The sequence below is a fragment of the Acutalibacter sp. LFL-21 genome, from assembly GCF_025630755.1.
Taxonomy (GTDB): Bacteria; Bacillota; Clostridia; order Oscillospirales; family Acutalibacteraceae; genus Acutalibacter; species Acutalibacter stercoravium.
In genome coordinates, this window is the sequence record NZ_JAOTNT010000002.1 from 263,298 (window position 1) to 288,538 (window position 25,241).

Sequence of the window (25,241 nt, forward strand, 5' to 3'; positions counted from 1 at the left end):
GAGCGTGCTATAATGAAGGGGAATGTGATTTCTGGGAGGGAGAAGCTGTGACCACTGTGTATTTTGTCCGCCACGCCCAGTCAGACGCCTCTGTGCAGGACCCCTTCCTGCGGCCCCTTACGGAGCAGGGCCTGCGGGACCGACGCCTGGTTACGGAATTCTTGAGCGGCAGGGAGGTGGCGGCGCTGTTTTCCAGCCCCTATAAGAGGGCAGTGGATACTTTGGCGGATTTTGCGGAAAAGCAGGGGTTGCCGGTTCAGACCGCAGAGGACTTCCGGGAGCATGAGACCATCAGCGACTCTTACCCTGACGAGAACTACTTCCCCTTTATTCAGAAATATTGGGAGGACCCCGCTTACAAGGTCCCGGGGGACGAGAGCCTGGAGGAACTTCAGCAGAGGAACGTCCGGGTCCTGGAAAGGGTGCTGGAGGCCTACCCGGGGAAGACCGTGGCCATCGCCACCCACGGCATGGCTCTCTCCGCAGTCCTCAATTTCTATGACGCTGCCTACGGATACGAGGATTTTCTATCCATGGTGAAGATCAAGCCCTGGGTGGTGAAGCTTACCTTCCAGGGCAAGCAGTTTCTGGGGTGGGAGCCCGTTTGTCTGAACAGGCCATAATGCCTGCCGGAGCGGGGCAAAGAAATTTGCTTCGCGAAAAATATGGAATTTCATGCCTTTGTTGACACTCCGCCTCCGTCATGCTACAATCACCGTGAAAGCGCCCTTGGGGCACGGTTTCCAAGGGCGCGGCACTTTTGGATGGAGAAATGCTTTTGAAGGAGGAATCGTTTTGAAGATTTATGTTTCCGCCAGTGCCAGGCGCAGCGGCACCGGCGCCCAGGAGGCGCCCTTCCAGACCATCTCCGAGGCCGCCCGGGTGGCGGTGGCTGGGGATGAGGTCATCGTCCTGCCCGGCTATTACCGGGAATGGGTGGACCCCCAAAACGGCGGCGAGAGCGACGCCTGCCGCATCACCTACCGTTCGGAAGTCCCTGGCGGCGCGGTGATCTCCGGCGCGGAGCCTGTGAAATCCTGGCAGCCCTATGAGGGGGACGTGTGGGTGGCCCGCCTCTCCAACGGGCTGTTTGGGGGCTACAACCCCTACACCACCTTGATCGAAGGGGATTGGTACGAGCCCAAGCACCCCTACCATACCGGCGAGGTGTACTTAAACGGCAAGTCCCTGTACGAGGCGGACAGCCTGGAGGGAGTGCTCCATCCCCAGAAGGACTTGGCCTCCTGGGACCCGGAGTTCACCGTCTACCGCTGGTACACCTGCCAGGAGGGGGACACCACCCTGCTGTACGCCAACTTCCAGGGGGCCGACCCCAACCGGGAGAACGTGGAGATCAACGTGCGGCGCAACTGCTTCTACCCCAGTAAGACCGGCGTGAACTACATCACCCTCTCCGGGTTTGTCATCCGCCAGGCCGCCACCCAGTGGGCCCCGCCCACCGCCTATCAGGAGGGCATGGTGGGCCCCCACTGGTCCAAGGGCTGGATCATCGAGGACTGCGAGCTCAGCGACTCCAAGTGCTCCGGCATCTCCCTGGGCAAGTATTATCAGCCGGAGAACGACAACAAGTGGCTCCACAAGAAGTATAAGGACGGCACCCAGACCGAGCGGGAGTGCATTTGCCTGGCCCAGATCCAGGGTTGGACCAAGGAGAACATCGGCCACCACATCATCCGCCGGTGCAATATCCACGACTGTGGCCAGACCGGCATTGTGGGCCATCTGGGCGGGGTGTTCTCCCTTATCGAGGACAACCACATCCACCACATCAATAACAAGCAGAACCTCTCCGGCGCGGAGATCGGCGGCATCAAGATGCACGCCGCCATCGACGTAGTGTACCGGCGCAACCATATCCATCACTGCACCCGGGGCATTTGGCTGGATTGGCAGGCCCAGGGCACCCGTGTCACCCAGAACCTGTTCCACGACAACACCCTGCCCAACCTGGGGGAGGACCCGGCCCCCGAAGCGCTGCAGGGCATGGGGGAGGATATCTTTGTAGAGGTTTCCCACGGCCCCACCCTCATTGACAACAACCTGTTGCTGTCCACCAGGTCCCTGAAGCTGGCGGCCCAGGGTATTGCCGTGGTCCACAACCTGATCGGAGGGAGCCTGACCTGCGTGGGCAAGGGCACGGACAACGGAGCGCCCAACCTGCCCTCCCCCCGGTACACCCCCTACCATGTGCCCCACCGGACGGAGGTCATGGGCTTTATGACCTTCCTCCACGGGGATATGCGGTTCTACAACAACATTTTTGTCCAGCAGCCGGTGCACCCCGCCTTGGAGGAGCTGGCCCGGCGCGCCAAGGAGCATCCCAACGCGTGGGATGACAGCAACGTGGCGGTGGGCACCTTCCCCTACAACGGCTACCCCACCTTCCAGGAGTGGGACAAGCTGTTCGAGGGATACTGCGGCATGGGGTCCCCCACCACGGACCGGTATTACACCCATCTGCCTGTGTGGAGCGCCGGCAACGTGTACTTCGGCGGCGCCCAGCCCTGGGAGAAGGAAGAGTCCCCCTTGGTGGTGGAGGAGCCCGTCTCCTTGGAGCTGAGGGAAGAGGACGGGAAGTACACCTTGAAGACCGACCTGTACCGCCATCTGCCTGTGGGAGAACGGCCTTTTGTTTCCACAGAGCTGCTGGGCGAGGCCTTTGAACCCGAAGAAAAATTTGAAAACCCAGACGGCAGCCCCATCCTCTTCGACCAGGATTACTTTGGCCGCCATCGGGCTGTCCATCCCATGCCCGGCCCCTTCCAGGAGGAGGGCGAACTGCAGGAGTCCCTGTTTTGAACGGGGAAACCCTGGCCCTGAGGCCCATCGCCCACATCCGCAGCCCCTTTACGGAGAAATTCGGCATTCCCCGCCAGAGCGGCCTGGTGGAGGAGGTCTCCGCCCAGGTGGTCTTTGAGGAGGGCTTCCGGGCCCCAGAGGCCTTTCGGGGGATGGAGGGCTTTTCCCACCTCTGGCTGCTGTGGGGATTTTCCCAGACGGCGGACCAGGGCTGGTCGCCGACAGTGCGGCCGCCCCGGCTGGGGGGAAACCAGCGCATGGGGGTGTTTGCCACCCGTTCCCCCTTCCGCCCCAACCCCATTGGGCTCTCTTGCGTCAGACTGGAGCGGGTAGAGCTTCACACGTCCCAGGGGCCGGTGCTGTGGGTGCGGGGGGCCGACCTTTTAAATGGGACGCCAATCTATGATGTGAAGCCCTATGTGCCCCTGGCGGACTGCCGGCCAGAGGCTGCAGGCGGCTTTTCCGACCAGCACCGCGGGGACCGGCTTGTGGTGGAATTCCCCCCGGATCTGCTTTCCCAGGTGCCAGAGGAGCACCGGGCGGCCCTGCTGGGCGTGCTCTCCCAGGACCCCCGGCCTTCCTATCAACAGGACCCCCAGCGGGTTTATGGGATGGCCTTTGCCGGGCTTCAAATCAAATTTACCGTGGAAGGGGAGAGCCTCCATGTGCGGCAGGTTCTCCCGCCCTAAAAAATAGGGGAGCGCTCCAGCGCTTCCCTATTTTTTACCCTGCAAGCCATTTTATTGCCTGCAAGGGCAGTATCATGGCAAACTTCGACCAGAACGTGGCCAAATAAAAAAGCATAGCACACACAGGAATGGCTCCCTTGCGGGAGCCATTCCTGTGTTCCGGCAGCTTTCCGGAAGCCTTTGGCGTTGCGCCCGCCAATGTATTGCTGCTCTATCAGGAATACCACTGGAAAACAGGGGAGTGCGGGTTCGCTCCGTGCTTTCTTGTTTTTTATCTTTGGCTCCTCCACAGGGGCCTCCAAGGCCGCAGCGCAAGGGATAAATCAAAGATGAAAAAATCACGGCGCTTTCCTCCTCTTACTACTGGCCTTTTGGAATAAGAGACGATATAATAGAATGGAAGATGACTCCTGGGGTAAACTCATTTCCTCTAGTGGCAGCTTGGCAGAGGTCAACCCTCTGCGTTTTTCTGGTTTATCAATGATCTGAGCGTTGTGGGGATACTTGATGACGCAGCATTTCTTCCCCCAATCAATGCCACCTTTAATCAAGGTGTATCACTGATTTTGGGATGAGGTATATCTATGATAGCTTATAACTCGGAAATTAAAACGAAAGAAGAACTGTGCAGCTGGTTCCTGGCTGAAACAGATTGGCTTGCCGACTGTATAGACGGAGAGCTGATGCAGGGCAAACGGCCGGACAATGCTTTGGTAAAAAAGGTGCGCAGCCGGTTGGCGGCTTACTGTGCTTATACAGGACGATCACCGATATCCTTCGCGGAAGAAAGGTATGATCAGGAATTGAGGGAGATACTCTTTCCCGAGGGAATGGATCATGTTTCGTATTGTTCTAGCGAGGAGGCGTTCTCCCTAATATTGTCGGGCTTTCTGGAAGATGTCCGGAATCTGTTTCAGCGCGTGCTCACCAATGATCCCAAAGATCCTCATTTTTCCGCAGTGACCGCAGAGAAAAAGGCAGCACTTTACTTAAAGTGTCTGAACCGCTCTTTCTCCTATCCTTTGGACAATTTCTGGAAAGAACAGGGCTACCATCAAGAGGAGATCCGGCGGTTTTACGAGAACTACCGGAGGGAATATCCCTACTATACTGGCAAAATGCCACCGGTTTAATGGGGGATAGCTACCTTAAAGTAGCGGATGGACACCATGTTGACAGATTATTTTTGGAGAGTTGATTTCTGAAAACGGTTTCTCTCCCCAATATACTTTTACCACGTTCTCATATTAGGCTTTGTGATATTTTCTTCGAGAGGCCCGAAAGTCAACTTCATGGCTCGCTGCGAAAACACATGGCAAAGGAGGCGTGCCCCGTGAAGTGGAAATCCCTTTTCTGTTTGCCGCTGCTGGCCCTTTTGTTGCTGGTCTGCGGGGGGTGCCAGCCAAAATCTACCATTCTGTTGCAGGGGAAAGAGCTATCCTCCTGGGAAGACCTATATGGCCAAGATATAGACACTGTGGAGGCGGCGCTGGGGGTGGAGCTCTCCTACGGGGGAATGCGGAATATCCGGGACTTGCCGGAGCCAGTCCTATTTGAGGAAATGGAATTCACCCAGCAGCTGCTGTTCGAGCCGGATACCAACACGCTCTTCGGTGTGCGGTATGTCTATCAAGGCCCTGTGGAGGACCTTTCCTCCTTAGTGGACGGGCTGCTTTCCCAGTTTACCAAAGCCTATGGCCAGGCCATCACTTACCCCGAAACAAAGTACCGCCTGTCCGATGATGCCTTCAAAGCGGCCGCAGCTGCTAGTCTGGACCAGTGGGAAATGTTCCTATATCCCTGGTGGGAAGAGTGGCCGGCCAGCGAAGACACCGTGTGCTGCCTAAGTGTTCAACCTGTTCCCGGGCGGACAGAAATCATACTGGACTACACCATGGCCTCGGAGGAACCAGTCTTTCACATCCAGGAGAAGTATCCCGATTCCATCCGCATCCAACGCGATAACCGAGGTGGAGAGTACAGAGATTTTTTCCCCCAGGACAAGGAGTATCAGGAGATCGTTGAACTTCTCAACGGGCTCCAGTACCGCCGCAAAGAGATTTTGAAGTTGAGCAGCGGTGGCGGCAGCGCATTTCTGTACGCCGTGGAATTGAACTACGAAGAAGACGCTCCCCCCTATGTCAGCCGCTCCTACCACTTCACCAACGAGACTATCGAGGTCGACCATGTCATGTATTACTGCGACCCGAAAGCTCTGGCCCAGCTGCGGGCGTATTTGGGGCCATGACTTTTAATAAAACAAAGACGATTTTTGCTTCTTTCGTGTGCCGCGTCGTTCGTTTGACAGCAGTTTGAATCATCTCCTGCCAGCATTGTCCGAAAGCTTTGAGAAAAGCCCCGGTTTTCCTGGGATCATTCCTGGAATTTCCGGGGCTTTTTTGTGTGATCTTCCGTGTGATATCGTGTGATTTTGTGGCGGTTTCGATGTATATTTCCCGCGTTTTATGCCGCGATAACGGTTATTAAAAAGCAAGAAAAATGGCTTGAAACCTAGAAAACTAGGAATCAAGCCATTCAAGACCTGGGTTAGGGTGATAAAATAGATGTCAATGAAAAACGCGGGCAACAAAAATCGCGAACCCCACAAGGTGAAGTTCGCGACTTGGGAGCGGCAGCTTGCCGCTGGTGCGCGAGACGGGACTTGAACCCGTACGTCGTAGACACACGCACCTCAAACGTGCCTGTCTGCCAGTTCCAGCACTCGCGCATAACCAACGCTGAGTATTATAGCATTCAGGCACAATGTTGTCAAGATGGGAATTCATTTCCCGGGAAATTTTTACCGGCACAGCCCCAGAAAGAAATCGAAGATAGGCCGGCCGTCCACCGTGTCCTCCCGGCGCAGGGTAAAGGACATGCGCTCTGGGTGCCACTGTACGCCGTAAATCCGTTTTTCCGGCCACTCCACCGCCTCGATGACCCCGTCCGCCTGGGAGCGGGCCGCCACCCGCAGCCCGGGGGCTACCTGTCCCAAAGCCTGGTGGTGGGCGCTGTTTACGGGAAAGGCGCTTCCGTAGAGGCCCTCCAAAAAGCTGCCGGGCGCGGCCTCCACTCCATGCACCCGGTCCCCCAGAGCGGCGTCGTGCTTGTGATCCGCCGCCGTGGGGATGTCCTGGATCAGGTCTCCTCCCAGAGCCACGTTGAGCAGCTGGATCCCCCGGCAGATGCCCAGGATGGGCCGCCCCCATACCAAAAAGCGGGACACCAGCTCCAGCTCGGCCGCGTCCCGCTGCAGGTCTGGGGCCTCGCTTCCAGCGGAGGGCTGGCCGTACCGGGCCGGGTCGATGTCCCCGCCGCCGGGCAGCAGCAGCCCCTGGCAGTCCAGGGCCTCCTCCACGTCCAGGCTGAATACACATTCAGCCCCACATCCCTCCAGAGCGCTGGCGTAGTTGGCCAGCTTTTCACGGACTCCGTATCCATATATTTTTGTCACAGGTCATGCCCCATTTCTGAGATTTTTTGAAAAAGCAATCGTATCATTTTCCCAGGGGTTTTGCAAGCCCCATTTCATTAACTATGCGCTTTTTGGGGAGAATAATCAAGAGCTTTGAAAAAGAAAAAGCCCTTCGCAGGGAAACTGCCGCTGTTCCCGCCTCTAGCGGCGCCTGGCGCGGACCAGGGCTGCGGCTCCATAGAGCAGAAAGAACAGCAGCAGGCTGCCGCACAATCCCCATAGGGGGAAAAGATAATCGAAGAAAGCGCGGCTGTCCACCCAAGCGAAGGGGAGGGTGCATAGAAGCGCCAAGCCTCCCTGGGAGAGGAGAAACAGCAAAGCAGAGGAACAGCGAACCCGCAGCTTTCCAGACCAAGCCAGGCAGAGCAGGACTAGCATCCCCAGAAGGTAGACAGCGCAGAGAGCACCGCATATCCCTTCCCCCAGCTGTTTCCAAAAGATGCGCAGCTCGTGGGCGGCGGTGTCCGCCGTGGAAAAGGGGTAGAGAAGGTCCATCGCCAGCCGGGTGGAGGAGCGGGCCAGCAGACCCAGAGCCAGAATTCCGCTCAACAGCGCGGGAATGAGAGCACGGCGCTTTGCTTTCATGGAAATCCCCCCGTGGGTTTTCTTTTCAGTATAAGGGGGCGGATTTAAGAATGAGTCAAATGCGCGTCAAAGAGATGTAAAATCCAAAGCGAGAGGAGGGACCTTCTGTGAAACGGGAGGAGAACGCAGTGGCCGCGGCGGTCATCGCCCTGGGACTGGGGGTGGCCTTGGGGTGCCAGATTCTGGGAGGGCCCCTGCCTCCGGCACTGCCGGAGGCAGGGGCCGCCCCGGTCAACGGCGCGGTGGAGCAGGATGCCTTTGCGGAGTATCAGCAGCTCTCCGACCCCCTGCTGGTGCTGGTGAACGGGCAGGTCCCCCTGCCGGAGGACTGGGCCTTCACCCCCTTTCTGGTGGACGACCAGGTGGTGGACTCCCGGATGCGGGAGGACCTGTCCGCCCTGCTGGCCGCCGCGGAGGAGGAGAACGTCTGGCTGTGGACGGCTTCCGGCTACCGGAGCGCAGCGCGGCAGCAAGCGCTGCTTGACCATGCCGTCCGGGAAAACCGGGAGGCGGGCATGGAAGCAGGCCAAGCGTTAGAAGATGCCCTGCGGACCATCGCCCTGCCCGGCCACAGCGAGCACCAGACCGGCCTGGCCCTGGACTTCAATGATGTTTCCGGGGATTTTGCCCTAACAGAGGCGTATCGTTGGCTTCAGGAACACGGGGCGGAATACGGCTTTATCCAGCGCTACCCGGCGGGGAAGGAAAGCGTCACTGGCATCGCGGAGGAGAGCTGGCATTACCGCTATGTGGGGCGGCCCCACGCTCAGGCTATGAAACGGCTGGGCCTGTGCCTGGAGGAGTACGTCCTGTATGTGAAAGCCGGGGGAGAGGGCTGAGCTTTCCCGCAGATTCCTGTTGCCAAGCCCTTCCACTTGCGATATAATATCTTGTATTGTGACACGCCCCGGCTTAGGGGGCGGTCTTTGAGAAAATCCGGCTTTTTGAAAGCCGCAAGGAGAGATAGAGCATGGCAACAGTCAGAACTCGGTTTGCCCCCAGCCCCACGGGCTTTATGCACGTGGGCAACCTGCGCACGGCGCTGTATGAATACCTGGTGGCCAAGTCCCAGGGGGGCAAGTTTGTCCTTCGCATTGAGGACACGGACCGGGAGCGCCTGGTGGAGGGCGCCGAAGCGGTCATCTACAAGACCCTGGACCAGGTGGGCCTGCGGCACGACGAAGGCCCGGACGTGGGCGGCGAGTACGGCCCCTATGTCCAAAGCCTGCGCAAGGACCTTTACAAGCCCTACGCCCAGCAGCTGGTGCGGGAGGGCAAGGCCTATTACTGCTTCTGCACCAAAGAGCGGCTGGAGTCCCTTCACAATGAGGAGGGCATTGGCGGCTATGACCGCCACTGCCGGGACCTGCCCGCCGAGGAGGTCCAGCGGCTGCTGGAGGCGGGCACGCCCTACGTCATCCGCCAAAAGGTGCCCCTGACGGGCTCTACCACCTTTGAGGACGCGGTGTTCGGCTCCATCACCATCGAGAACAAGGAGATTGAGGACCAGGTGCTCCTCAAGGCGGACGGCTACCCCACCTACAATTTTGCCAACGTCATCGACGACCACCTGATGCACATTACCCATGTGGTGCGGGGCAGCGAATACCTCACCTCCACCCCCAAGTACAACCTGCTGTACGAAGCCTTTGGCTGGGAGATCCCCACCTACGTCCACCTTCCCCTGATTATGGGCAAAAACGAGGACGGCTCGGTGTCCAAGCTCTCCAAGCGCCACGGCTCCACCAGCTTTGAGGGCCTGGTGGCCGAGGGTTACCTGCCCCAGGTCATCACCAACTACATCGCCCTTTTGGGCTGGGCCCCCAAGGACAACCAGGAGATCTTCTCCCTGCCGGAGCTGGTGCAGGCCTTCTCCATCGAGGGCATCAGCAAGTCCCCCGCGGTGTTCGACTACGACAAGCTCAACTGGTTCAACGCCGAGTACATCAAGGCCATGGGGGAGGAGGAGTTCACCGCCCACGCCATGCCCTATTATAGAGAGGTGTTCGGGGCGCAGGACAAGCCCTGGGAGGTGCTCTACTCCATCCTGCCGGCCCGCATCACCAAGTTCCAGGAGATCCCCGGCCTGCTCCACTTCTTGAAGGAGCTGCCCGACTACCCTGTGGACTTCTTCGTCAACAAAAAGAGCAAGGCCAACTTGGAAAACTCCCCCCAGATGCTCCAGGCGGCCATCCCCGTGCTGGAGGCTTTGCCCGACTGGAACGTCACCGCTATCCACGACAGCCTCATCGCCCTTGCAGGGGAGCTGGGCGTGAAGAACGGCACCCTGTTGTGGCCGGTGCGCATCGCTGCGGCGGGCACCCAGGTCACCCCCGGCGGGGCTATGGAGATCCTGGCCCTGCTGGGCCGGGAAGAGGCCCTGCGCCGCCTGCGGGCCGGACTTGCCAAGCTCCAGGCCTGAGCCTGGTTTGGAAATACATCAACGTAATCCCTTAGAAAGGAACCGTGAATGCAATGAGCGAGAAAATCAATTTTGAGGAGATCCCTTCCACAAGCTTTATCGACGACTTCGTGAAAGAGGACATGGGCCCCGGCGGCCGCACCGAGGGGATGCGGGTTCACACTCGTTTCCCGCCCGAGCCCAACGGCTACCTGCACATCGGCCACGCCAAGGCCATCTATATTGACTTCGGCACGGCAGAGCGCTTCGGCGGCATCTGCAACCTGCGCATGGACGACACCAACCCCGTCAAAGAGGACGTGGAGTATGTGGACGCCATCAAAGAGGACATCCACTGGCTGGGCTACGATTGGGACGACCGGTTTTACTATGCCTCCGACTACTTTGAGGACATGTACAAGGGGGCCGAGGAGCTGATTGAAAAGGGCCTGGCCTATGTCTGCGAGCTGACCCCCGAGCAGATGAAGGAGATGCGGGGCGACCTGACCCACCCCGCCCAGAGCCCCTACCGGGATAGGCCCAAGGAGGAAAGCCTGGACCTGTTCCGCCGCATGCGGGCCGGGGAGTTTGAGAACGGCCGCTACACCCTGCGGGCCAAGATCGACCTGGCCTCCGGCAACTTCAACATGCGGGACCCGGTCATCTACCGCATCAACCACACCAGCCATCACCGAACTGGGGACAAGTGGTGCATCTACCCCATGTATGACTACGCCCATCCCTTTGAGGACGCCATGGAGTGCATCACCCACTCCCTGTGTTCCTTGGAGTTTGAGGACCACCGGCCCTTTTACGACTGGGTCATCCAGAACGTGACCCTGCCCAGCAAGCCCCGGCAGATTGAGTTTGCCCGCCTGGGCATCAACAACACGGTGATGAGCAAGCGGAAGCTGCGCACTCTCGTGGAGGAGGGCTATGTGGACGGCTGGGACGACCCCCGCATGCCCACCATCTGCGGCCTGCGCCGCCGGGGCTACACCCCCGCCTCCATCCGCAATTTCAGCGAGCGCAACGGCGTTTCCAAGGTGAACTCCACAGTGGAGTACGCCTTTTTGGAGTACTGCCTGCGGGAGGACCTGAACCAGAACGCCCGCCGGGCCATGGCCGTGCTGGACCCCGTCAAGCTGACCATCACCAACTACCCCGAGGACAAAACCGAGCTGTTTGACGTGGAGAACAACCCCAACAAGCCCGAGGAGGGCGCCCGCCCGGTGAGCTTCTCCCGCACGGTGTATATCGAGCGGGAGGACTTTTTGGAGGCCCCGGTGCCCAAGTACAAGCGCCTCTACCCGGAAGGCCCGGAGTGCCGCCTGAAGGGAGCCTACCTCATCCGCTGCACCGGCTGCAAGAAGGACGAGGCAGGCAACGTGGTGGAAGTGTTCGCTGAGTACGACCCGGAGAGCCGGGGCGGCAACCCCGCCGACGGCCGCAAGGTGAAGGGCGCCACCATCCACTGGGTCAACGCCGCCGACGCCCTGGACGCGGAGGTGCGCCTGTACGATAACCTGTTTACCGTGGCCAATCCCGACGAGGGCAACTTCCTGGACTACCTGAACCCGGATTCCCTGAAGGTGCTCACCGGCTGCAAGGTGGAGAAGTGCCTGGGCGAGGCCAAGCCGGGGGAGAGCTACCAGTTCCTGCGCCAGGGCTACTTCTGCGTGGACAACAAGGATTCCCGGCTCGGTGCCCTGGTATTCAACCGCTCCGTCAAGCTGAAGGACAGCTTCAAGCCAGCGTGACGCTGGACCCAAGCCGCGGGGTGCGCCTTTAGGGCGCTTTGCCCGGTGGGGACTGTCAGCGCGGTGTCCGCGGTTTTTCACCCTGTGGAAGAGGCAAGAAAAGAAAACCTTGGCGTGACGCTGAACCCACGCTGCGGGGCGCGCTTTTAGGGCGCTTTTCAAGTGGTATTGAAAGGGCTGCGGCGTTCCCGGTGCGACGGGGCGCGCAGGCCATAGCAAATTTGAAAAATGTTCTTCGGAAAGAGGTTTTATCCATGAAGATCACCTATTTGGGCACTGCCGCCTCAGAGGGGCTGCCCGCTCCTTTCTGCACCTGTCCGGTGTGCCAAAAAGCCCGCCAAGAGGGTGGCAAAAGCGTGCGCACCCGCACCCAGGCCCTGGTGGATGAGAGCCTGCTCATTGACTTTCCCCCGGACACCTACCTGCACTGGCTGCGGAACAACTTCGATTTTTTGAAGGTCACGGATTTGCTGGTGACCCACTCCCACATGGACCACTGGTACCCCGACGACCTGCAGGCCACGGTGGAGCCCTTCGGCCACCACGACCCCGCCTACACCCTCACCCTTCACGGCAACGAGAAGGTGTGCCGCCAGCTGGAGGAGGGCATGGGGGCGGAGGAACCCAAGATCCTGGACACGGTGAAGCGCCAGGTGGCCACGGCCTTCGAGACCTTCACCGCCGGGGAGTACCGCGTCACGCCCCTGCCCGCCGACCACTGCTACACTGAGCGGGCCCTTATCTACCTTGTGGAGAAGGGGGACAAGGCCCTGCTCTACGCCCACGACACCGGCTACTTCCTGGACGGGGTGTGGGACTATCTGGCCGCTCGCAAGGACCTGCGTCTGGGCCTGGTGAGCCTGGACTGCACCCACGGCTTCGACGAGAACCGGCAGAACCACATGGGCTTCAGCGTCAACGTCCAGGTGCGGGACCGGCTGGTAGACATGGGCCTGGCGGACGGTGCGACTCTGTTCGTGTGCAACCATTTCTCCCACAACGGGGGCGGCAGCTACGAAGAGCTTTCCGCCCAAGCCCAGGCTCAGGGGATGCTTGCCAGCTACGACGGGCTCACCCTGGAGTTTTAAGGACGCCTTTACAAGGGGCCGCTGGATTGTTCCGGCGGCCCTTTTTTGTGAGCAAATTGTCACCCTTGAGAATTCATAAAGGTTGACAATTCTGTTTTCCCGTGCTACCCTTGTAAACAGAGTGTTAGGAAAGGAGGGCTTCCCTTGTCTGTGGCAGATAAGGTTTTAGAATTGCTGGAAAATGCCAATCACCCCTTTTCGGGGGAAGAGATGGCCCAGCAGCTGGGCATCACACGCAACTCCGTCTGGAAAGCTGTGGGGAAGCTGAAGGAGCAAGGATACGAGATTGAGGCAGCCACCAACCGGGGCTACCGGCTGGTGTCTGAAAAAAACGTGCTGACACCCCAGGGGGTGCGGCGGCTGCTCACTGGCCCCGCCCGTCGCTGTGCCATCGACGTGCAGGACTCCGTCACCTCCACCAACACCTTGCTCAAGCAAATTGCCGAGCACGGCGGGGCGGAGGGCATGGTGCTCATTGCCCACCAGCAGACCCAGGGGAAGGGGCGGCTGGGCCGCGCGTTCTTTTCTCCTAAAGGGACGGGACTGTACCTTAGTGTGCTGCTGCGGCCCCGGTTCTCTGCGGAGGAGGCCCTCTCCATCACCACGGCGGCCGCCGTGGCCGTGGCCCAGGCCATCGACGCCGTCACGGGGGAGCACGCCCAGATTAAATGGGTGAACGACGTGTACCTGCGGGGCCGGAAGGTTTGCGGCATCCTCACCGAGGCCGCCGTGGATTTTGAGTCCGGCGGGCTGCAATACGCCGTTTTGGGCATGGGCGTCAATGTCCGGGAGCCGGAGGGGGGCTTCTCCCCCCAGCTGCGGGATATTGCTGGGGCCCTGTATCGGGACCAGGTGCCTCCCGGGGCCCGCACCCGGCTGGCCGCGGAGATCTTGAACCGGTTTTTCACTTGGTACGAAGCTATGCCTGCCCGCCCCTTTATGGAGGAGTACCGCCGCCGCTGCCTGCTCACCGGGCTGGAAGTCACCTACACCCAGGGGGAACGGTCCGGCCGCTGTCGGGTGCTGGGGGTGGATGAGGAGGCACGGCTCCAGGTGCGCCTGCCGGATGGCAGGGAGACGGCCTTCTCCACAGGAGAGGTGCAGCTCTCCAAAGACTTTTTAGACCAGCTCCGCCAGGGGCATAAGGAGGAAACGCCATGAAGCTTCAATGGAAAAGCAGGCTCCACCGCATGGTGGTGGCCGGTGTGTTTGCGGCGCTGCTGGCCGTGCTGTCTCAGATTTCCATTCCCCTGCCCACGGGGATTCCTGTTACTCTGCAAACCTTTGCTGTGGCATTGTGCGGGTTTGCCCTGGGTCCGGGGCTGGGGACCGCCGCTGTGGGGGTCTACTTGGCCTTAGGCGCAGTGGGGATTCCCGTGTTTGCTGGATTTTCCGGGGGGATTGGCTCCTTTGTGGGCATGACCGGCGGCTATCTGTGGGCCTTTTTGCCCATGGCTTTCCTCTGCGGCCTGGGGGCCCGGCAGAAAAACAGGGCCCTGGCCTTGACCGTGGGTTTTTTGGGGCTGGTGGTATGCCACCTGTGCGGCTCTTTCCAGTTTGCCCTTGTTTCGGCGGTGTCTCCCTGGAATGCCTTCCTGCTGGCCTCAGCCCCCTATTTGCTGAAGGATGCGGCCTCTCTTGTGGTGGCCTATCTGGCGGCGGCTGCCATCCTGCGCAGCTTGGAGAAAGCCCGGCTGGTGACCCTGGTATGAGGCTGCGGGGGCATCATCTGTTCTGCGCCTCCCTGTTCCAGGGCAAGGGCTATAACGGGGCCTTTGCCGCCCGGATGGGAGAAGTCTTGGCAGCGCTGTCCCGTGGAGAGGCGTTTCTCCTCTGTGAAGACTGCGACAGCCTGTGTTCCGCTTGCCCCAACTGCCGGCCCGGGGATCAATGTGCCCTGGGAACGGAAGATGCGGCCCGGCGGGATGCTGCCGCCTTCGCGGCTGTGGGGCTTATTCCGGGGCAGAGGGTTGTGCCGGAACAAGCAGGGGAGAGGCTTCGCTGTGTCACAGAGGCGCAGTGGAAGTCTGTCTGTGAAGGATGCCGCTGGCAAAGGGAAGGTCTCTGCTCCTGGGGGCTTTTCCAAAAAATGAGAAAGCAGCGCTTTGTGTAATATACTGGAAAAGGGAAGCTCCTTTGGAAAAAGCAGGGGCTTCCCTTTCTTTTTTGAAATTCCTCTTGCTTTCAAGCGGAGAATATACTAAAATAAGTGTGTATAAATCTGGAATTCTGCTTAAAATTTGTGTGCTTTAAGAGGCGATTTCATCGTTCTTAACCATCATTTCCCTTCGGTTTAACAAAGGCGGCGAAGTGCACAAATTTAATCGCTATTTTAATATCGGTATATCGCTCCTGCCAATTTACAATCCGAAGGGGATCTGTTAAAATATTGTCAAAGTCAGGGGGAAAGAGGTGAAGAGTGTGCCGGGCCAGAGTGTTTCCAAGCAAACTTTGCAGCGGCTTCCCACATATCTCAGTTACCTGAAGGGGCTGCAGGGAGATTCAAAGCACATCTCGGCAACGGCAATAGCAGAAGCGCTGAACATCAACCATGTGGTGGTGAGAAAGGATCTTGCCTCCATCAGCAGCTCGGGCAGGCCCAAGGTGGGATATGTGCGTGAAGACCTTATCCGCGAGCTGGAAGCCTTTTTGGGCTATGACAACGCGCAAGACGCCGTGCTGGTTGGCGCCGGCCGGCTGGGAAAGGCGCTGCTTGCCTATGAGGGTTTTGTGGAATATGGTCTAAACATCGTGGCCGGCTTCGACACGGACCCGTTGGCAGTCAACACAGAAGTGGGCGGGAAGAGAATCCTTCCCATGGACCGGCTGGAAGACCTGTGCCGCCGGATGAAGGTGCGCATTGGGATTATCACCGTGCCCGGGGAACATGCCCAGGCGGTGTGCAGCCTGTTGATCAAAAGCGGGATATTGGCTGTTTGGAACTTTTCAAACGTCCATTTGGACGTGCCTGAGGGGATTCTGGTGCAAAATGAAAATATGGCAGTTCCCCTCGCCATCTTGTCCAACCATTTAAAGGAAAGATTCAGCACAAAATAAATAAAAAAGGATGGATCATTTCATGAACACAAATGTGACTTACGAAACTGTGGAGAACTTGGAAACATTCGAGAGAATGCTTGCCCGGGTGCGCGAGGCGCAGAAAATCTACGCCAGCTACACGCAGGAGCAGGTGGACAAGATTTTCCGCGCCGCCGCTATGGCCGCCAACCTGCAGCGTATTCCCCTGGCCAAGATGGCCGTAGAGGAGACCGGCATGGGCGTGGTGGAAGACAAGGTCATCAAGAACCACTATGCCGCCGAGTACATCTACAACGCCTACAAGGACACGAAGACCTGCGGTGTCATCGAGGAGGACAAGGCCTACGGCGTCAAAAAGATCGCTGAGCCCATCGGTGTGGTCGGCGCGGTTATCCCCACCACCAACCCCACCTCCACCGCCATCTTCAAGTGCCTGATTTCCCTCAAGACCCGCAACGGCATCATCATCAGCCCCCATCCCCGGGCCAAGAAGTGCACCATCGAGGCTGCCAAGGTGGTGCTGGACGCTGCCATAAAGGCCGGCGCTCCCGACGGGCTCATCGGCTGGATCGACATCCCCAACCTGGAACTGACCAACACCCTGATGGCTGAAGCCGACATCATCCTGGCTACCGGTGGCCCCGGCATGGTGAAATCTGCTTACTCTTCCGGTACTCCCGCTCTGGGCGTGGGCGCCGGCAACACTCCCGCCATCATCGACGACACTGCCGATGTGGTGCTGGCTGTCAACTCCATCATCCATTCCAAGACCTTTGATAACGGCATGATCTGCGCTTCCGAGCAGTCCGTGATCGTTCTGGATAAGGTCTACAAGGCTGTGAAGGATGAGTTCATCAAGCGCGGCTGCTATTTCCTCAACAAGGCTGAAACTGAAAAGGTCCGTAAGACCATCATCATCAACGGCGCCCTGAACGCCAAGATCGTTGGCCAGAAGGCCCACACCATTGCTGCCCTGGCCGGCGTGGATGTGCCTGAAACCACCAAGATCATCATCGGCGAAGTGGAGAGCGTGGACATCTCCGAGGAGTTCGCTCACGAGAAGCTTTCTCCCGTGCTGGCTATGTACCATGCCAAGACCTTCGATGAGGCCATTGAAAAGGCCGAGCATCTGATCGCTGACGGCGGTTACGGCCACACCTCCTCTCTGTATATCAATGTTGCCGAGAAGGAAAAGATGGCCAAGCATCAGGCCGCTATGAAGACCTGCCGTATCCTGGTGAACACTCCCTCTTCCCAGGGCGGTATCGGCGACCTGTACAACTTCAAACTGGCTCCCTCCCTTACCCTGGGCTGCGGTTCTTGGGGCGGTAACTCCGTTTCTGAGAACGTGGGTGTCAAGCACCTGATCAATATCAAGACCGTTGCCGAGAGGAGAGAGAATATGCTGTGGTTCAGAACGCCTGAGAAGGTTTACTTTAAGAAGGGCTGTATGCCCGTGGCTCTGGATGAGCTGAAGACCGAATACAACCGCAAGAAGGCGTTTATCGTCACCGACTCCTTCCTGTTCAAGAGTGGCTTCACCAAGAACATCACCGATAAGCTGGACGAGCTGGGCATTCAGTACGCCTGCTTCTACGATGTGGCTCCCGATCCCACCCTGGGCTGCGCTATGAAGGGCGTGGAGCAGATCCGCGACTTCGAGCCCGACGTGATCATTGCTCTGGGCGGCGGCTCTCCCATGGACGCTGCCAAGATCATGTGGGTGCTGTACGAGCATCCCGAGGCCGACTTCCAGTCCATGTCCATGGACTTCATGGATATCCGCAAGCGTATTTACAAGTTCCCCAAGATGGGCGAGAAGGCTATGATGGTTGCCATCCCCACCTCTTCTGGTACTGGTTCCGAAGTGACTCCCTTCGCCATCATCACCGATGAGAAGACCGGCACCAAGTGGCCTCTGGCGGACTACGAGCTGATGCCCAACATGGCTATTGTGGACGCCGACAACATGATGACTCAGCCCAAGGGCCTGACCTCTGCTTCCGGTATCGACGTTATGACCCACGCCATCGAGGCTTATGTGTCCATCATGGCCACTCCCTTCACCGATGGATTGGCTCTGAAGGCTATGAAGGCTGTGTTTGATTACCTGCCCTCCGCCTATGAGAACGGCGCCAACGATCCCTACGCCCGTGAGCGGATGGCCGAAGCCTCCTGTATGGCTGGTATGGCTTTTGCTAACGCCTTCCTGGGTGTGAACCACTCCATGGCTCACAAGCTGGGCGCTTACCATCACCTGCCCCACGGCATTGCCAACGCTGTGATCCTCACCGACGTGATCCGCTACAATGCTGCGGAAGTTCCCACCAAGATGGGCACCTTCTCCCAGTATCAGTACCCCCATGCCAAGCAGCGCTATGTGGAAGCTGCTCGGTTCTGCGGTATCCAGGGCAAGAACGACGACGAAGTGTTCGAGAACTTCATCAAGGCTTTGGAAGACCTGAAGGAGAAGATCGGCATCAAGAAGACCATCAAGGATTACGGCGTAGACGAGAAGTACTTCCTGGATACCTTGGACGAAATGGTGGAGAACGCCTTCAACGACCAGTGCACCGGCGCCAACCCCCGCTATCCGCTGATGAGCGAGATCAAAGAAATCTACCTGAAGTGCTACTACGGCAAGTAAATAAACGGAGGAGTTTTCACTATGAAACTGGAAAAGGTTATTGCAGTTCGGACTTCCAAGACCATCTATCGGGATGGCCAGTACGTCATCAAGGTGTTCGACGAGGGCTATTCCAAGGCTGACATCCTCAATGAGGCTTTGAACATTGCCCGCGTGGAAGAAACTGGCCTGCCCATCCCCCATGTGGAGGAGGTCACCAAGATCGACGGCAAGTGGGCTATTGTCACCGATTACGCTGAGGGCAAGACCCTGGCACAGCTGATGGCAGAGAACCCTGACAAGAAGGACGAGTACCTGGAGCGTTTTGTGGACATCCAGATCGAAGTTCAGTCCAAGACCTGCCCCATGCTGAACCGCCTGAAGGAGAAGATGAAGCGGAAGATCTCCCAGACCGGCCTGGACGCCACCACTCGTTACGAGCTGGATGCCCGCCTGGCTTCCATGCCCAACCACAACAAGGTTTGCCACGGCGACTTCAACCCCACCAATGTGGTGATCTCTCCCGATGGCGAAAGCTGGTCCGTGCTGGACTGGGCCCATGTGACCCAGGGCAACGCCAGCGCCGATGCCGCCCGCACCTACCTGCTGTTCTGGCTGGCCGGCGATATTGAGACTGCCGAGAAGTATCTGGACCTGTTCTGCAAAAAGACCGATACCGCTAAGCAGTATGTGCAGAAGTGGCTGCCCATCGTGGCTGCTTCCCAGTCTGTGAAGGGCAAGCCCGAGGAGCGCGAGTTCCTCATGCACTGGGTCAACGTGGTGGAGTACGAATAATCCGCCTCTGCGTTTTCACAAGCCCTGTACAACAGCCCTTTAAGCAAATCTGAAGAGAGCTTTCCGCTCCGCCAGGGGGCGGGGCGGAGGCCTCCTTCTTAAATTGAATCTGAATGCACTCTTTCTAGGAGGAATTTACCATGAAATGTACTATTTGCATCGGAAGCTCCTGCCATCTGAAGGGCTCCCGCCAGATTGTGGAAGAGCTCCAGTACCTTGTAAAGGAACACCACCTGGAGGATAAGGTCGAGCTGGGCGGCACTTTCTGCATGGGCAACTGCGTCAACGGCGTCAATGTTACCCTGGATGACAAGCTGTATTCTCTCTCCCCTGAGACCACCAAGGATTTCTTCGAGAAGGAGATCCTTCCCAAGGTACAATAAAAAAAGCCCAGAACACGGGAAGCTCCATCACGGCAATCGCCTTGATGGAGTTTGCCGTACCCGGCCCCTTATTTTGCTAAGCGAGAGGTTGTTCCCACATGGCTGAATACTTAAAGTTAAAAAAGTCAAATTGCGTAAACTGCTATAAGTGCATCCGGCATTGTCCTGTGAAGTCCATCAAGTATTCCACGGGCCAGGCGCAGATTGTCAGCGATGAGTGCATTCTGTGCGGCCAGTGCTTTGTGGTATGTCCCCAGAACGCCAAGGAGATCCGCAACGACGTGCCCAGTGCCATCGAGCTTTTAAAGAGCGGCCCGGTCATTGCCAGCGTGGCTCCCTCGTTTGTGGCCAACTACCCGGGCGCCACCATTGCCACCATGGAGAAGGCCCTGAAGCAGCTGGGCTTTACCGCTGCGGAAGAGACGGCTGTGGGCGCGTCCATTGTAAAGACCGAGTATGAAAACATCATCCACGAGGGCAAGCAGGAGGTCATCATCTCTACCTGCTGCCATTCTGTCAACACCCTGGTGGAGAAGTATTACCCCGAGGTGCTGCCCTACTTGGCCACGGTCCTGTCTCCCATGCAGGCCCACTGCCAGAAGATCAAGCAGGAGCATCCCGGCGTGAAAACTGTCTTCATCGGACCCTGCATTTCCAAAAAAGCGGAGGCCGAGGCTTACCCCGGCACAGTGGACTGCGTCCTCACCTTTGAAGAGCTCTCTGACTGGCTCAAGCAGGAAGGGGTCTCTATCGAGCAGGGAGAGGACCACCTGGAGGAGAGCCGGGCCCGGTTGTTCCCCACCTCTGGCGGCATCCTGCGCACTATGAACTGCGATTCCCCCGACTATACATATATGGTGGTGGATGGCATTGAGAATGTATTGGCTGCCCTGGATGACATCAAAGAGGGGCGCCTGAAGAAGTGCTTTATTGAAATGTCCATTTGCGCAGGCAGCTGCATCAGCGGTCCGGCCATGGAGCGCGAAAAGCGCCGTCCCATTACAGACGCCATTGCAGTGAACCGCTATGCCGGCAAAAAGGATTTTGCGGTAGAACAGCCTTCCAGCAAGGACCTGATTAAAGATCACCGGTTTATCGGGCTGCACCGCCAGATGCCCGGCGAGAAGGAGATTCAGGAGATCCTTCGGAAGATGGGCAAGAATACCCCCGAGCAAGAGCTTAACTGCGGCGCCTGCGGCTACAACACCTGCCGCGAAAAGGCAATTGCCGTCTATCAGGGCAAAGCGGATATCAACATGTGCCTGCCCTTCCTGACCCAGAAGGCAGAGAGCTTCTCTGATACCATTATCAGCACCTCGCCCAACGGCATCATGGTCCTCAACGAGGACCTGGAGGTGCAGCAGATCAATTCCGCCGCCTGCCAGATTGTGAATATCCGCCATGCCTCTGACGTGCTGGGGGACCAGGTCATCCGCATCCTCGACCCCAAGGTGTTCCTGGATGTGATGTCCACTGGCCGCAGCGTGCGGGATGAGAAGGTCTATCTTGCCGAATACAAGCGTTATGTGGAGCAGACCGTCATCTATGACAAGAGCTACCACATCATTATCTGCATCATGCGTGATGTCACCGAGGAAGAGCGGGAGCGCATGAATAAGGAAAAGATCAGCCAGCAGACCATCGAGATGACGGACCGGGTCATCGAGAAGCAGATGCGCATGGCCCAGGAGATCGCCTCCCTGTTGGGCGAGACGACCGCCGAGACCAAGATCGCGCTGACCAACCTGAAGGATTCCTTAGGCGATGAATAACCTGTGTACCGATATCGGATATATCAGCCTGAACAAGTGGGGAGAGCAGCTCTGCGGCGACCGTGTTGAAATCGTCGAGCAGGGGGAAAACTCCACCGTCATCGTTCTGGCTGATGGAATGGGGAGCGGCGTCAAGGCGAACATTCTCTCTTCCTTGACCTCTAAAATCATCTCTACGATGATGGCGGCCAACATGCGCCTGGAAGACTGCGTCTCTACCATTGCCTCCACACTGCCGGTCTGCGCTGTGCGGGGCGTGGCCTATTCCACCTTTACCATCATCCACATCATCGAAAATGAGGAAGCGGAAATCATCCAGTATGACAACCCCCTCGCCATCCTCATCCGGGACGGGAAGTTCGTAGAAATTCCCAAGACCGGCACGGAGATTGATGGGAAGATGATCTACAAATCCAAAATCAAGCTCCAGGAGAATGATTTCCTTTTCACCATGAGCGACGGCACCATTCACGCCGGCGTGGGCCAGTCCCTAAACTTTGGCTGGGAGCGCAAGGATATCATCGAGTTTCTGGAGATGATGTATGACAAGAGCTACACCGCCAAGACCTATGCGTCCCTGCTGGTGGAAGAGTGCAACCACTTGTATGGGGGCCATCCCGGAGATGACACCACCGCCTGTGTGGTGAAGGTCCGGGACCGGCAGCAGGTGAACCTGATGATCGGCCCGCCCTCAGACCGGAAGGACACCCACAAGTACTTGTCCCTGTTCTTCTCCAAAGAGGGCAAGCACATTGTCTGCGGCGGCACCACCTCTACTCTGGCCTCCGAGTTCCTGCACAAGCCCATGGTGGCTGACCTGAACTATCTGGACCCAGAGATCCCGCCCATTGCCAAGATCGAGGGCGTGGACCTGGTGACAGAGGGTGTCATTACAATCAGCAAGGTGCTGGAATATGCCAAGGACTTTTTGGCAGATAACGAGACCTACACCCAATGGGGTTATAAACGGGACGGCGCTTCCCTCATTTCCCGCATGCTTTTTGAAGAAGCCACGGATATCAACTTTTTTGTGGGGAGAGCCATCAACCCCGCCCACCAGAACCCAAACCTGCCCATCAATTTTAATATTAAGATGCGCCTGGTGGAAGAGCTCAGCGAATGCCTGAAAAAGATGGGCAAGCGCATCAAGGTGAGCTACTTCTAAAAAAAGACCCGCCAAAGAAAGGAAAGGTATCAATCTATGCCCTCAGTTCCCATTAAGGACAGAAAATTCGACACACAGGTGCAGTATCTGAAGTATAAGGTACTGCGGGAGGTTGCCCGCTATGCCTTTGAGGACCGCCTGCTGGACGCCTACACCGAGATTCCCAAGCTCATTGTTAAGGATAAGCCCACTATGCGGTGCTGCATCTACAAAGAGCGGGCCATCGTGGAGGAACGCATCAAGCTGGCTCTGGGTGGGGATAAAAACAATCCCAACGTCATCGAGGTCATCGACATCGCTTGTGATGAATGCCCCATGTCCGGTTACAACGTCAGCGATGCCTGCCGGGGCTGCATTGCCCACCGCTGCGAGGACGCCTGCCGCCGCGGCGCTATCACCTTTGACGAGCACCTGCATGCCCATATTGACAAATCCAAGTGCGTGGAATGCGGTCAATGCGCCAAGGTTTGCCCCTACAGCGCCATTGTAAACCAGAAGCGTCCCTGTGAGAACGCCTGCAAGATCAAAGCCATCAGCATGGCGGACAGCGGCGCCGCCCAGATCGACAACGAGACCTGCATTTCCTGCGGTGCCTGTGTCTATCAGTGCCCCTTTGGCGCCATTGTGGATAAGTCCTTTATCCTGGACGTGGTGGACCTGATCAAAAAGAGCAACGACAACAAGGACTACAAGCTCTACGCCGTGGTGGCGCCCTCCATCTCCAGCCAGTTCAGCTACGCCAAGCTGGGCCAGGTCATCACCGGCATCCAGAAGCTGGGCTTCTTCCACGTGGTAGAGGCCGCCCTGGGCGCGGATATGGTCTCCTATGCAGAGGCCGCTGAGCTGGCAGAAAAGAAATTCCTCACCAGCTCCTGCTGCCCCGCTTTTGTGGACTACATCGAAAAGCAGTTCCCGCAGCTGAAGGAGCACATTTCTCACAACCTGTCTCCGGCGGCTACCATTGCCAAATACATTAAGGAGACCACACCCAATGCCAAGATCGTCTTCATTGGGCCCTGCACCGCCAAAAAGATGGAGGTGCAGAAGGAGCGCGTTAAGCCCTATATCGACAGCTGCATCACCTTCGAGGAGCTGCAGGCCCTGTTTGACAGCCGGGATATCGACCTGAAATCCCTGGAAGAGGGCGTGCTGGACAACGCCTCTTACTATGGGCGCATCTTCGCCCGCAGCGGCGGCTTGAGCGACGCTGTGGCCCAGGCCCTGAAGGAACAGGGGCTGGAGGACTTTGACCTGAAGGCGGTTCCCTGCGATGGCATTGAAGCCTGCCGCGCGGCGTTGCTGAAGGCCTCGAAGAACGTGCTGCCCGGCAACTTTATCGAGGGCATGGCCTGCGTGGGCGGCTGTATCGGCGGCGCGGGCTGCCTGACCCACGGGGACAAGAACAAGGCCGACGTGGACAAGTACGGCCGGGAAGCCATGGAAAAGACCATTTCCGACGCCATTGGCGTGCTGAAACAGTAAGTTTAAAGGGCAAAAAGGAAGGAGGGGGAGACCCCTCCTTCTCTTTTTTGAAATTTTCTGCTAAGGCCCTTGACATTTCCACGGCTTTGATGTATTAAAAGAGTTAAGGAAAACATTTCTAGGAGGCTTCTGCTATGAAAGCGTCTCGTTTTATGGGAAATATGACCTTTGAAGTGGCGGACCTGCCCATGCCCAAGGCAGGCCCTGGAGAGCTGGTGGTCCATAACAAGGTGTGCGGCGTGTGCGGCACCGATGTGCACATCTACCACGGGGAGCCCGGCTCCGCCGATGTGAACCCGCCGGTGGTGCTGGGCCACGAGTATTCCGGTGAAGTGGTGAAGGTGGGCCAGGGTGTCACCGGCTTCGCGGTGGGGGACCACGTCACCATCGACCCCAATATCTATTGCGGCCACTGCCAGTATTGCCAAAACGGCAAAAAGCAGCTCTGCGAGACCATGGAGGCCATCGGCGTCACCCGAGACGGGGGCTTTGCCGAGTACAGCCTCATTCCCGCGGCCCAGGCCTTCAAGCTGGACCCCTCCGTGCCCTTTGAGGCTGCCGCTATGGCGGAGCCCCTGGCCTGCTGCCTCCACGGCATCGACCTGGCGGGCATCCAGGCGGGGGACAAGGTATGCGTAGTGGGCGGCGGCGCTATCGGCCTTATTATGGTGCAGCTCGCCAAGCTGTCCGGCGCCTCGAAGATCGTCGTCAGCGAGCCCAACGAGAAGCGCCGTCAGGTGGCCCTGGAAGTGGGCGCCGGCGCCGCCATTGACCCCACCCAGCCCGGCTATGAGGAGGCTTTCACCCAGGCCATGGATGGTTCCGCCGATGTGGTCATCGAGTGCGTGGGCAACACCCCCGCTGTGAAGAGCGCCTTCCAGTTCGCGGGCAAGGGGGCCACCATCCTGTTGTTCAGCGTGCCCAAGGTGGACGCCACCTTCGATCTGCCCCTCTTCGACGTCTACAAGAAGGAGCTGACCATCAAAGGCTCCTTCGTCAATCCAGACACTCATGACCGGGCCGTGCGCCTCATCAACAGCGGCAAGGTGGATTTCTCCTCCATCATCACCCACCGCTTCACCCTGGATCAACTGCCGGAAGCCATCGCCATGCAGATGAGCAGTGAGTCCATCAAAGTGGTGGTGGAAGCCAAGTAATAAA

General features: G+C 58.2%; 23 protein-coding genes and 1 tRNA gene. 21 read left to right on the forward strand and 3 right to left on the reverse strand.

The window, feature by feature from the left end; all coding sequences use genetic code 11:
* Positions 1-47: 47 nt before the first annotated feature.
* From ODJ80_RS03550 to ODJ80_RS03570, 5 genes are all read left to right on the forward strand, one after another.
* The gene (locus ODJ80_RS03550; RefSeq protein WP_263040947.1) at positions 48-623 is read left to right on the forward strand and encodes a histidine phosphatase family protein; all 576 of its coding nucleotides are present in this window, start codon (positions 48-50) and stop codon (positions 621-623) included.
* Positions 624-795: 172 nt separating this feature from the next.
* Positions 796-2,820, forward strand: a complete 2,025-nt coding sequence (locus ODJ80_RS03555) for a right-handed parallel beta-helix repeat-containing protein (protein ID WP_263040948.1) — start codon at positions 796-798, stop codon at positions 2,818-2,820.
* On the forward strand, positions 2,817-3,509 hold the full coding sequence (tsaA, locus tag ODJ80_RS03560; protein WP_263040949.1) for a tRNA (N6-threonylcarbamoyladenosine(37)-N6)-methyltransferase TrmO: 693 nt from the start codon (positions 2,817-2,819) through the stop codon (positions 3,507-3,509). The genes ODJ80_RS03555 and tsaA overlap by 4 nt, the downstream gene beginning before the upstream one ends.
* A 584-nt stretch (positions 3,510-4,093) precedes the next feature.
* Positions 4,094-4,642, forward strand: a complete 549-nt coding sequence (locus ODJ80_RS03565) for a hypothetical protein (protein WP_263040950.1) — start codon at positions 4,094-4,096, stop codon at positions 4,640-4,642.
* A gap of 200 nt (positions 4,643-4,842) precedes the next feature.
* Positions 4,843-5,757, forward strand: a complete 915-nt coding sequence (locus tag ODJ80_RS03570) for a hypothetical protein (RefSeq protein ID WP_263040951.1) — start codon at positions 4,843-4,845, stop codon at positions 5,755-5,757.
* Between the two features lie 396 nt (positions 5,758-6,153).
* Here the strand turns inward: ODJ80_RS03570 and ODJ80_RS03575 are convergent.
* The 3 genes from ODJ80_RS03575 to ODJ80_RS03585 form a co-directional block, all read right to left on the reverse strand.
* A tRNA-Leu gene (locus ODJ80_RS03575) sits at positions 6,154-6,237 on the reverse strand.
* A gap of 72 nt (positions 6,238-6,309) precedes the next feature.
* A complete protein-coding gene (locus ODJ80_RS03580; protein WP_263040952.1) occupies positions 6,310-6,963 on the reverse strand; it encodes a gamma-glutamyl-gamma-aminobutyrate hydrolase family protein in 654 nt (217 codons plus the stop codon).
* Positions 6,964-7,125: 162 nt separating this feature from the next.
* The gene (locus ODJ80_RS03585; protein WP_263040953.1) at positions 7,126-7,569 is read right to left on the reverse strand and encodes a hypothetical protein; all 444 of its coding nucleotides are present in this window, start codon (positions 7,567-7,569) and stop codon (positions 7,126-7,128) included.
* A gap of 107 nt (positions 7,570-7,676) precedes the next feature.
* Here ODJ80_RS03585 and ODJ80_RS03590 point away from each other — a divergent pair, with 107 nt between their 5' ends.
* The 16 genes from ODJ80_RS03590 to ODJ80_RS03660 all read left to right on the forward strand — a co-directional run bounded on the left by ODJ80_RS03590 (position 7,677) and on the right by ODJ80_RS03660 (position 25,237).
* Positions 7,677-8,408: a M15 family metallopeptidase gene (locus ODJ80_RS03590; RefSeq protein ID WP_263040954.1), complete on the forward strand. Its 732-nt coding sequence runs from the start codon at positions 7,677-7,679 to the stop codon at positions 8,406-8,408.
* Between the two features lie 131 nt (positions 8,409-8,539).
* Positions 8,540-9,991: a glutamate--tRNA ligase gene (gene gltX, locus ODJ80_RS03595; RefSeq protein WP_263040955.1), complete on the forward strand. Its 1,452-nt coding sequence runs from the start codon at positions 8,540-8,542 to the stop codon at positions 9,989-9,991.
* Positions 9,992-10,044: 53 nt separating this feature from the next.
* Entirely contained in the window at positions 10,045-11,730 is a 1,686-nt protein-coding gene (locus ODJ80_RS03600) for a glutamine--tRNA ligase/YqeY domain fusion protein (RefSeq protein WP_263040956.1), read from the forward strand.
* Positions 11,731-11,984: 254 nt separating this feature from the next.
* Positions 11,985-12,818 (forward strand): MBL fold metallo-hydrolase, encoded by an 834-nt coding sequence (locus tag ODJ80_RS03605; protein ID WP_263040957.1) that lies wholly within the window; start codon positions 11,985-11,987, stop codon positions 12,816-12,818.
* 150 nt (positions 12,819-12,968) lie between these two features.
* Positions 12,969-13,979 carry a biotin--[acetyl-CoA-carboxylase] ligase gene (locus tag ODJ80_RS03610; protein WP_263040958.1) on the forward strand — a complete coding sequence of 337 codons (1,011 nt, stop codon included), beginning with the start codon at positions 12,969-12,971 and terminating at the stop codon, positions 13,977-13,979.
* Positions 13,976-14,530 carry a biotin transporter BioY gene (locus ODJ80_RS03615; RefSeq protein WP_263040959.1) on the forward strand — a complete coding sequence of 185 codons (555 nt, stop codon included), beginning with the start codon at positions 13,976-13,978 and terminating at the stop codon, positions 14,528-14,530. The genes ODJ80_RS03610 and ODJ80_RS03615 overlap by 4 nt, the downstream gene beginning before the upstream one ends.
* Before the next feature lie 74 nt (positions 14,531-14,604).
* Positions 14,605-14,931: a DUF1284 domain-containing protein gene (locus ODJ80_RS14160; protein ID WP_442863888.1), complete on the forward strand. Its 327-nt coding sequence runs from the start codon at positions 14,605-14,607 to the stop codon at positions 14,929-14,931.
* The gene (locus tag ODJ80_RS03620) at positions 14,859-15,071 is read left to right on the forward strand and encodes a hypothetical protein (protein ID WP_263040960.1); all 213 of its coding nucleotides are present in this window, start codon (positions 14,859-14,861) and stop codon (positions 15,069-15,071) included. Before ODJ80_RS14160 ends, ODJ80_RS03620 begins: the two co-directional genes overlap by 73 nt.
* Positions 15,072-15,239: 168 nt before the next feature.
* On the forward strand, positions 15,240-15,875 hold the full coding sequence (locus tag ODJ80_RS03625) for a redox-sensing transcriptional repressor Rex (protein WP_178864077.1): 636 nt from the start codon (positions 15,240-15,242) through the stop codon (positions 15,873-15,875).
* A 22-nt stretch (positions 15,876-15,897) separates the two neighbouring features.
* Positions 15,898-18,504 carry a bifunctional acetaldehyde-CoA/alcohol dehydrogenase gene (adhE, locus tag ODJ80_RS03630; protein WP_263040961.1) on the forward strand — a complete coding sequence of 869 codons (2,607 nt, stop codon included), beginning with the start codon at positions 15,898-15,900 and terminating at the stop codon, positions 18,502-18,504.
* 21 nt (positions 18,505-18,525) lie between these two features.
* Positions 18,526-19,278, forward strand: coding sequence for a phosphotransferase family protein (locus ODJ80_RS03635; RefSeq protein ID WP_263040962.1), 753 nt, complete (start codon positions 18,526-18,528; stop codon positions 19,276-19,278).
* A gap of 140 nt (positions 19,279-19,418) precedes the next feature.
* Entirely contained in the window at positions 19,419-19,661 is a 243-nt protein-coding gene (locus ODJ80_RS03640; protein ID WP_178864080.1) for a (2Fe-2S) ferredoxin domain-containing protein, read from the forward strand.
* A gap of 98 nt (positions 19,662-19,759) precedes the next feature.
* Complete coding sequence (locus ODJ80_RS03645) at positions 19,760-21,433, forward strand: [Fe-Fe] hydrogenase large subunit C-terminal domain-containing protein (protein ID WP_263040963.1); 1,674 nt, start codon at positions 19,760-19,762, stop codon at positions 21,431-21,433.
* The gene (locus tag ODJ80_RS03650; RefSeq protein ID WP_178864082.1) at positions 21,426-22,598 is read left to right on the forward strand and encodes a SpoIIE family protein phosphatase; all 1,173 of its coding nucleotides are present in this window, start codon (positions 21,426-21,428) and stop codon (positions 22,596-22,598) included. Before ODJ80_RS03645 ends, ODJ80_RS03650 begins: the two co-directional genes overlap by 8 nt.
* 36 nt (positions 22,599-22,634) lie before the next feature.
* Positions 22,635-24,080, forward strand: a complete 1,446-nt coding sequence (locus ODJ80_RS03655; RefSeq protein WP_178864083.1) for a 4Fe-4S dicluster domain-containing protein — start codon at positions 22,635-22,637, stop codon at positions 24,078-24,080.
* Positions 24,081-24,214: 134 nt separating this feature from the next.
* Positions 24,215-25,237 (forward strand): zinc-dependent alcohol dehydrogenase family protein, encoded by a 1,023-nt coding sequence (locus ODJ80_RS03660; protein ID WP_263040964.1) that lies wholly within the window; start codon positions 24,215-24,217, stop codon positions 25,235-25,237.
* Positions 25,238-25,241: the final 4 nt, after the last annotated feature.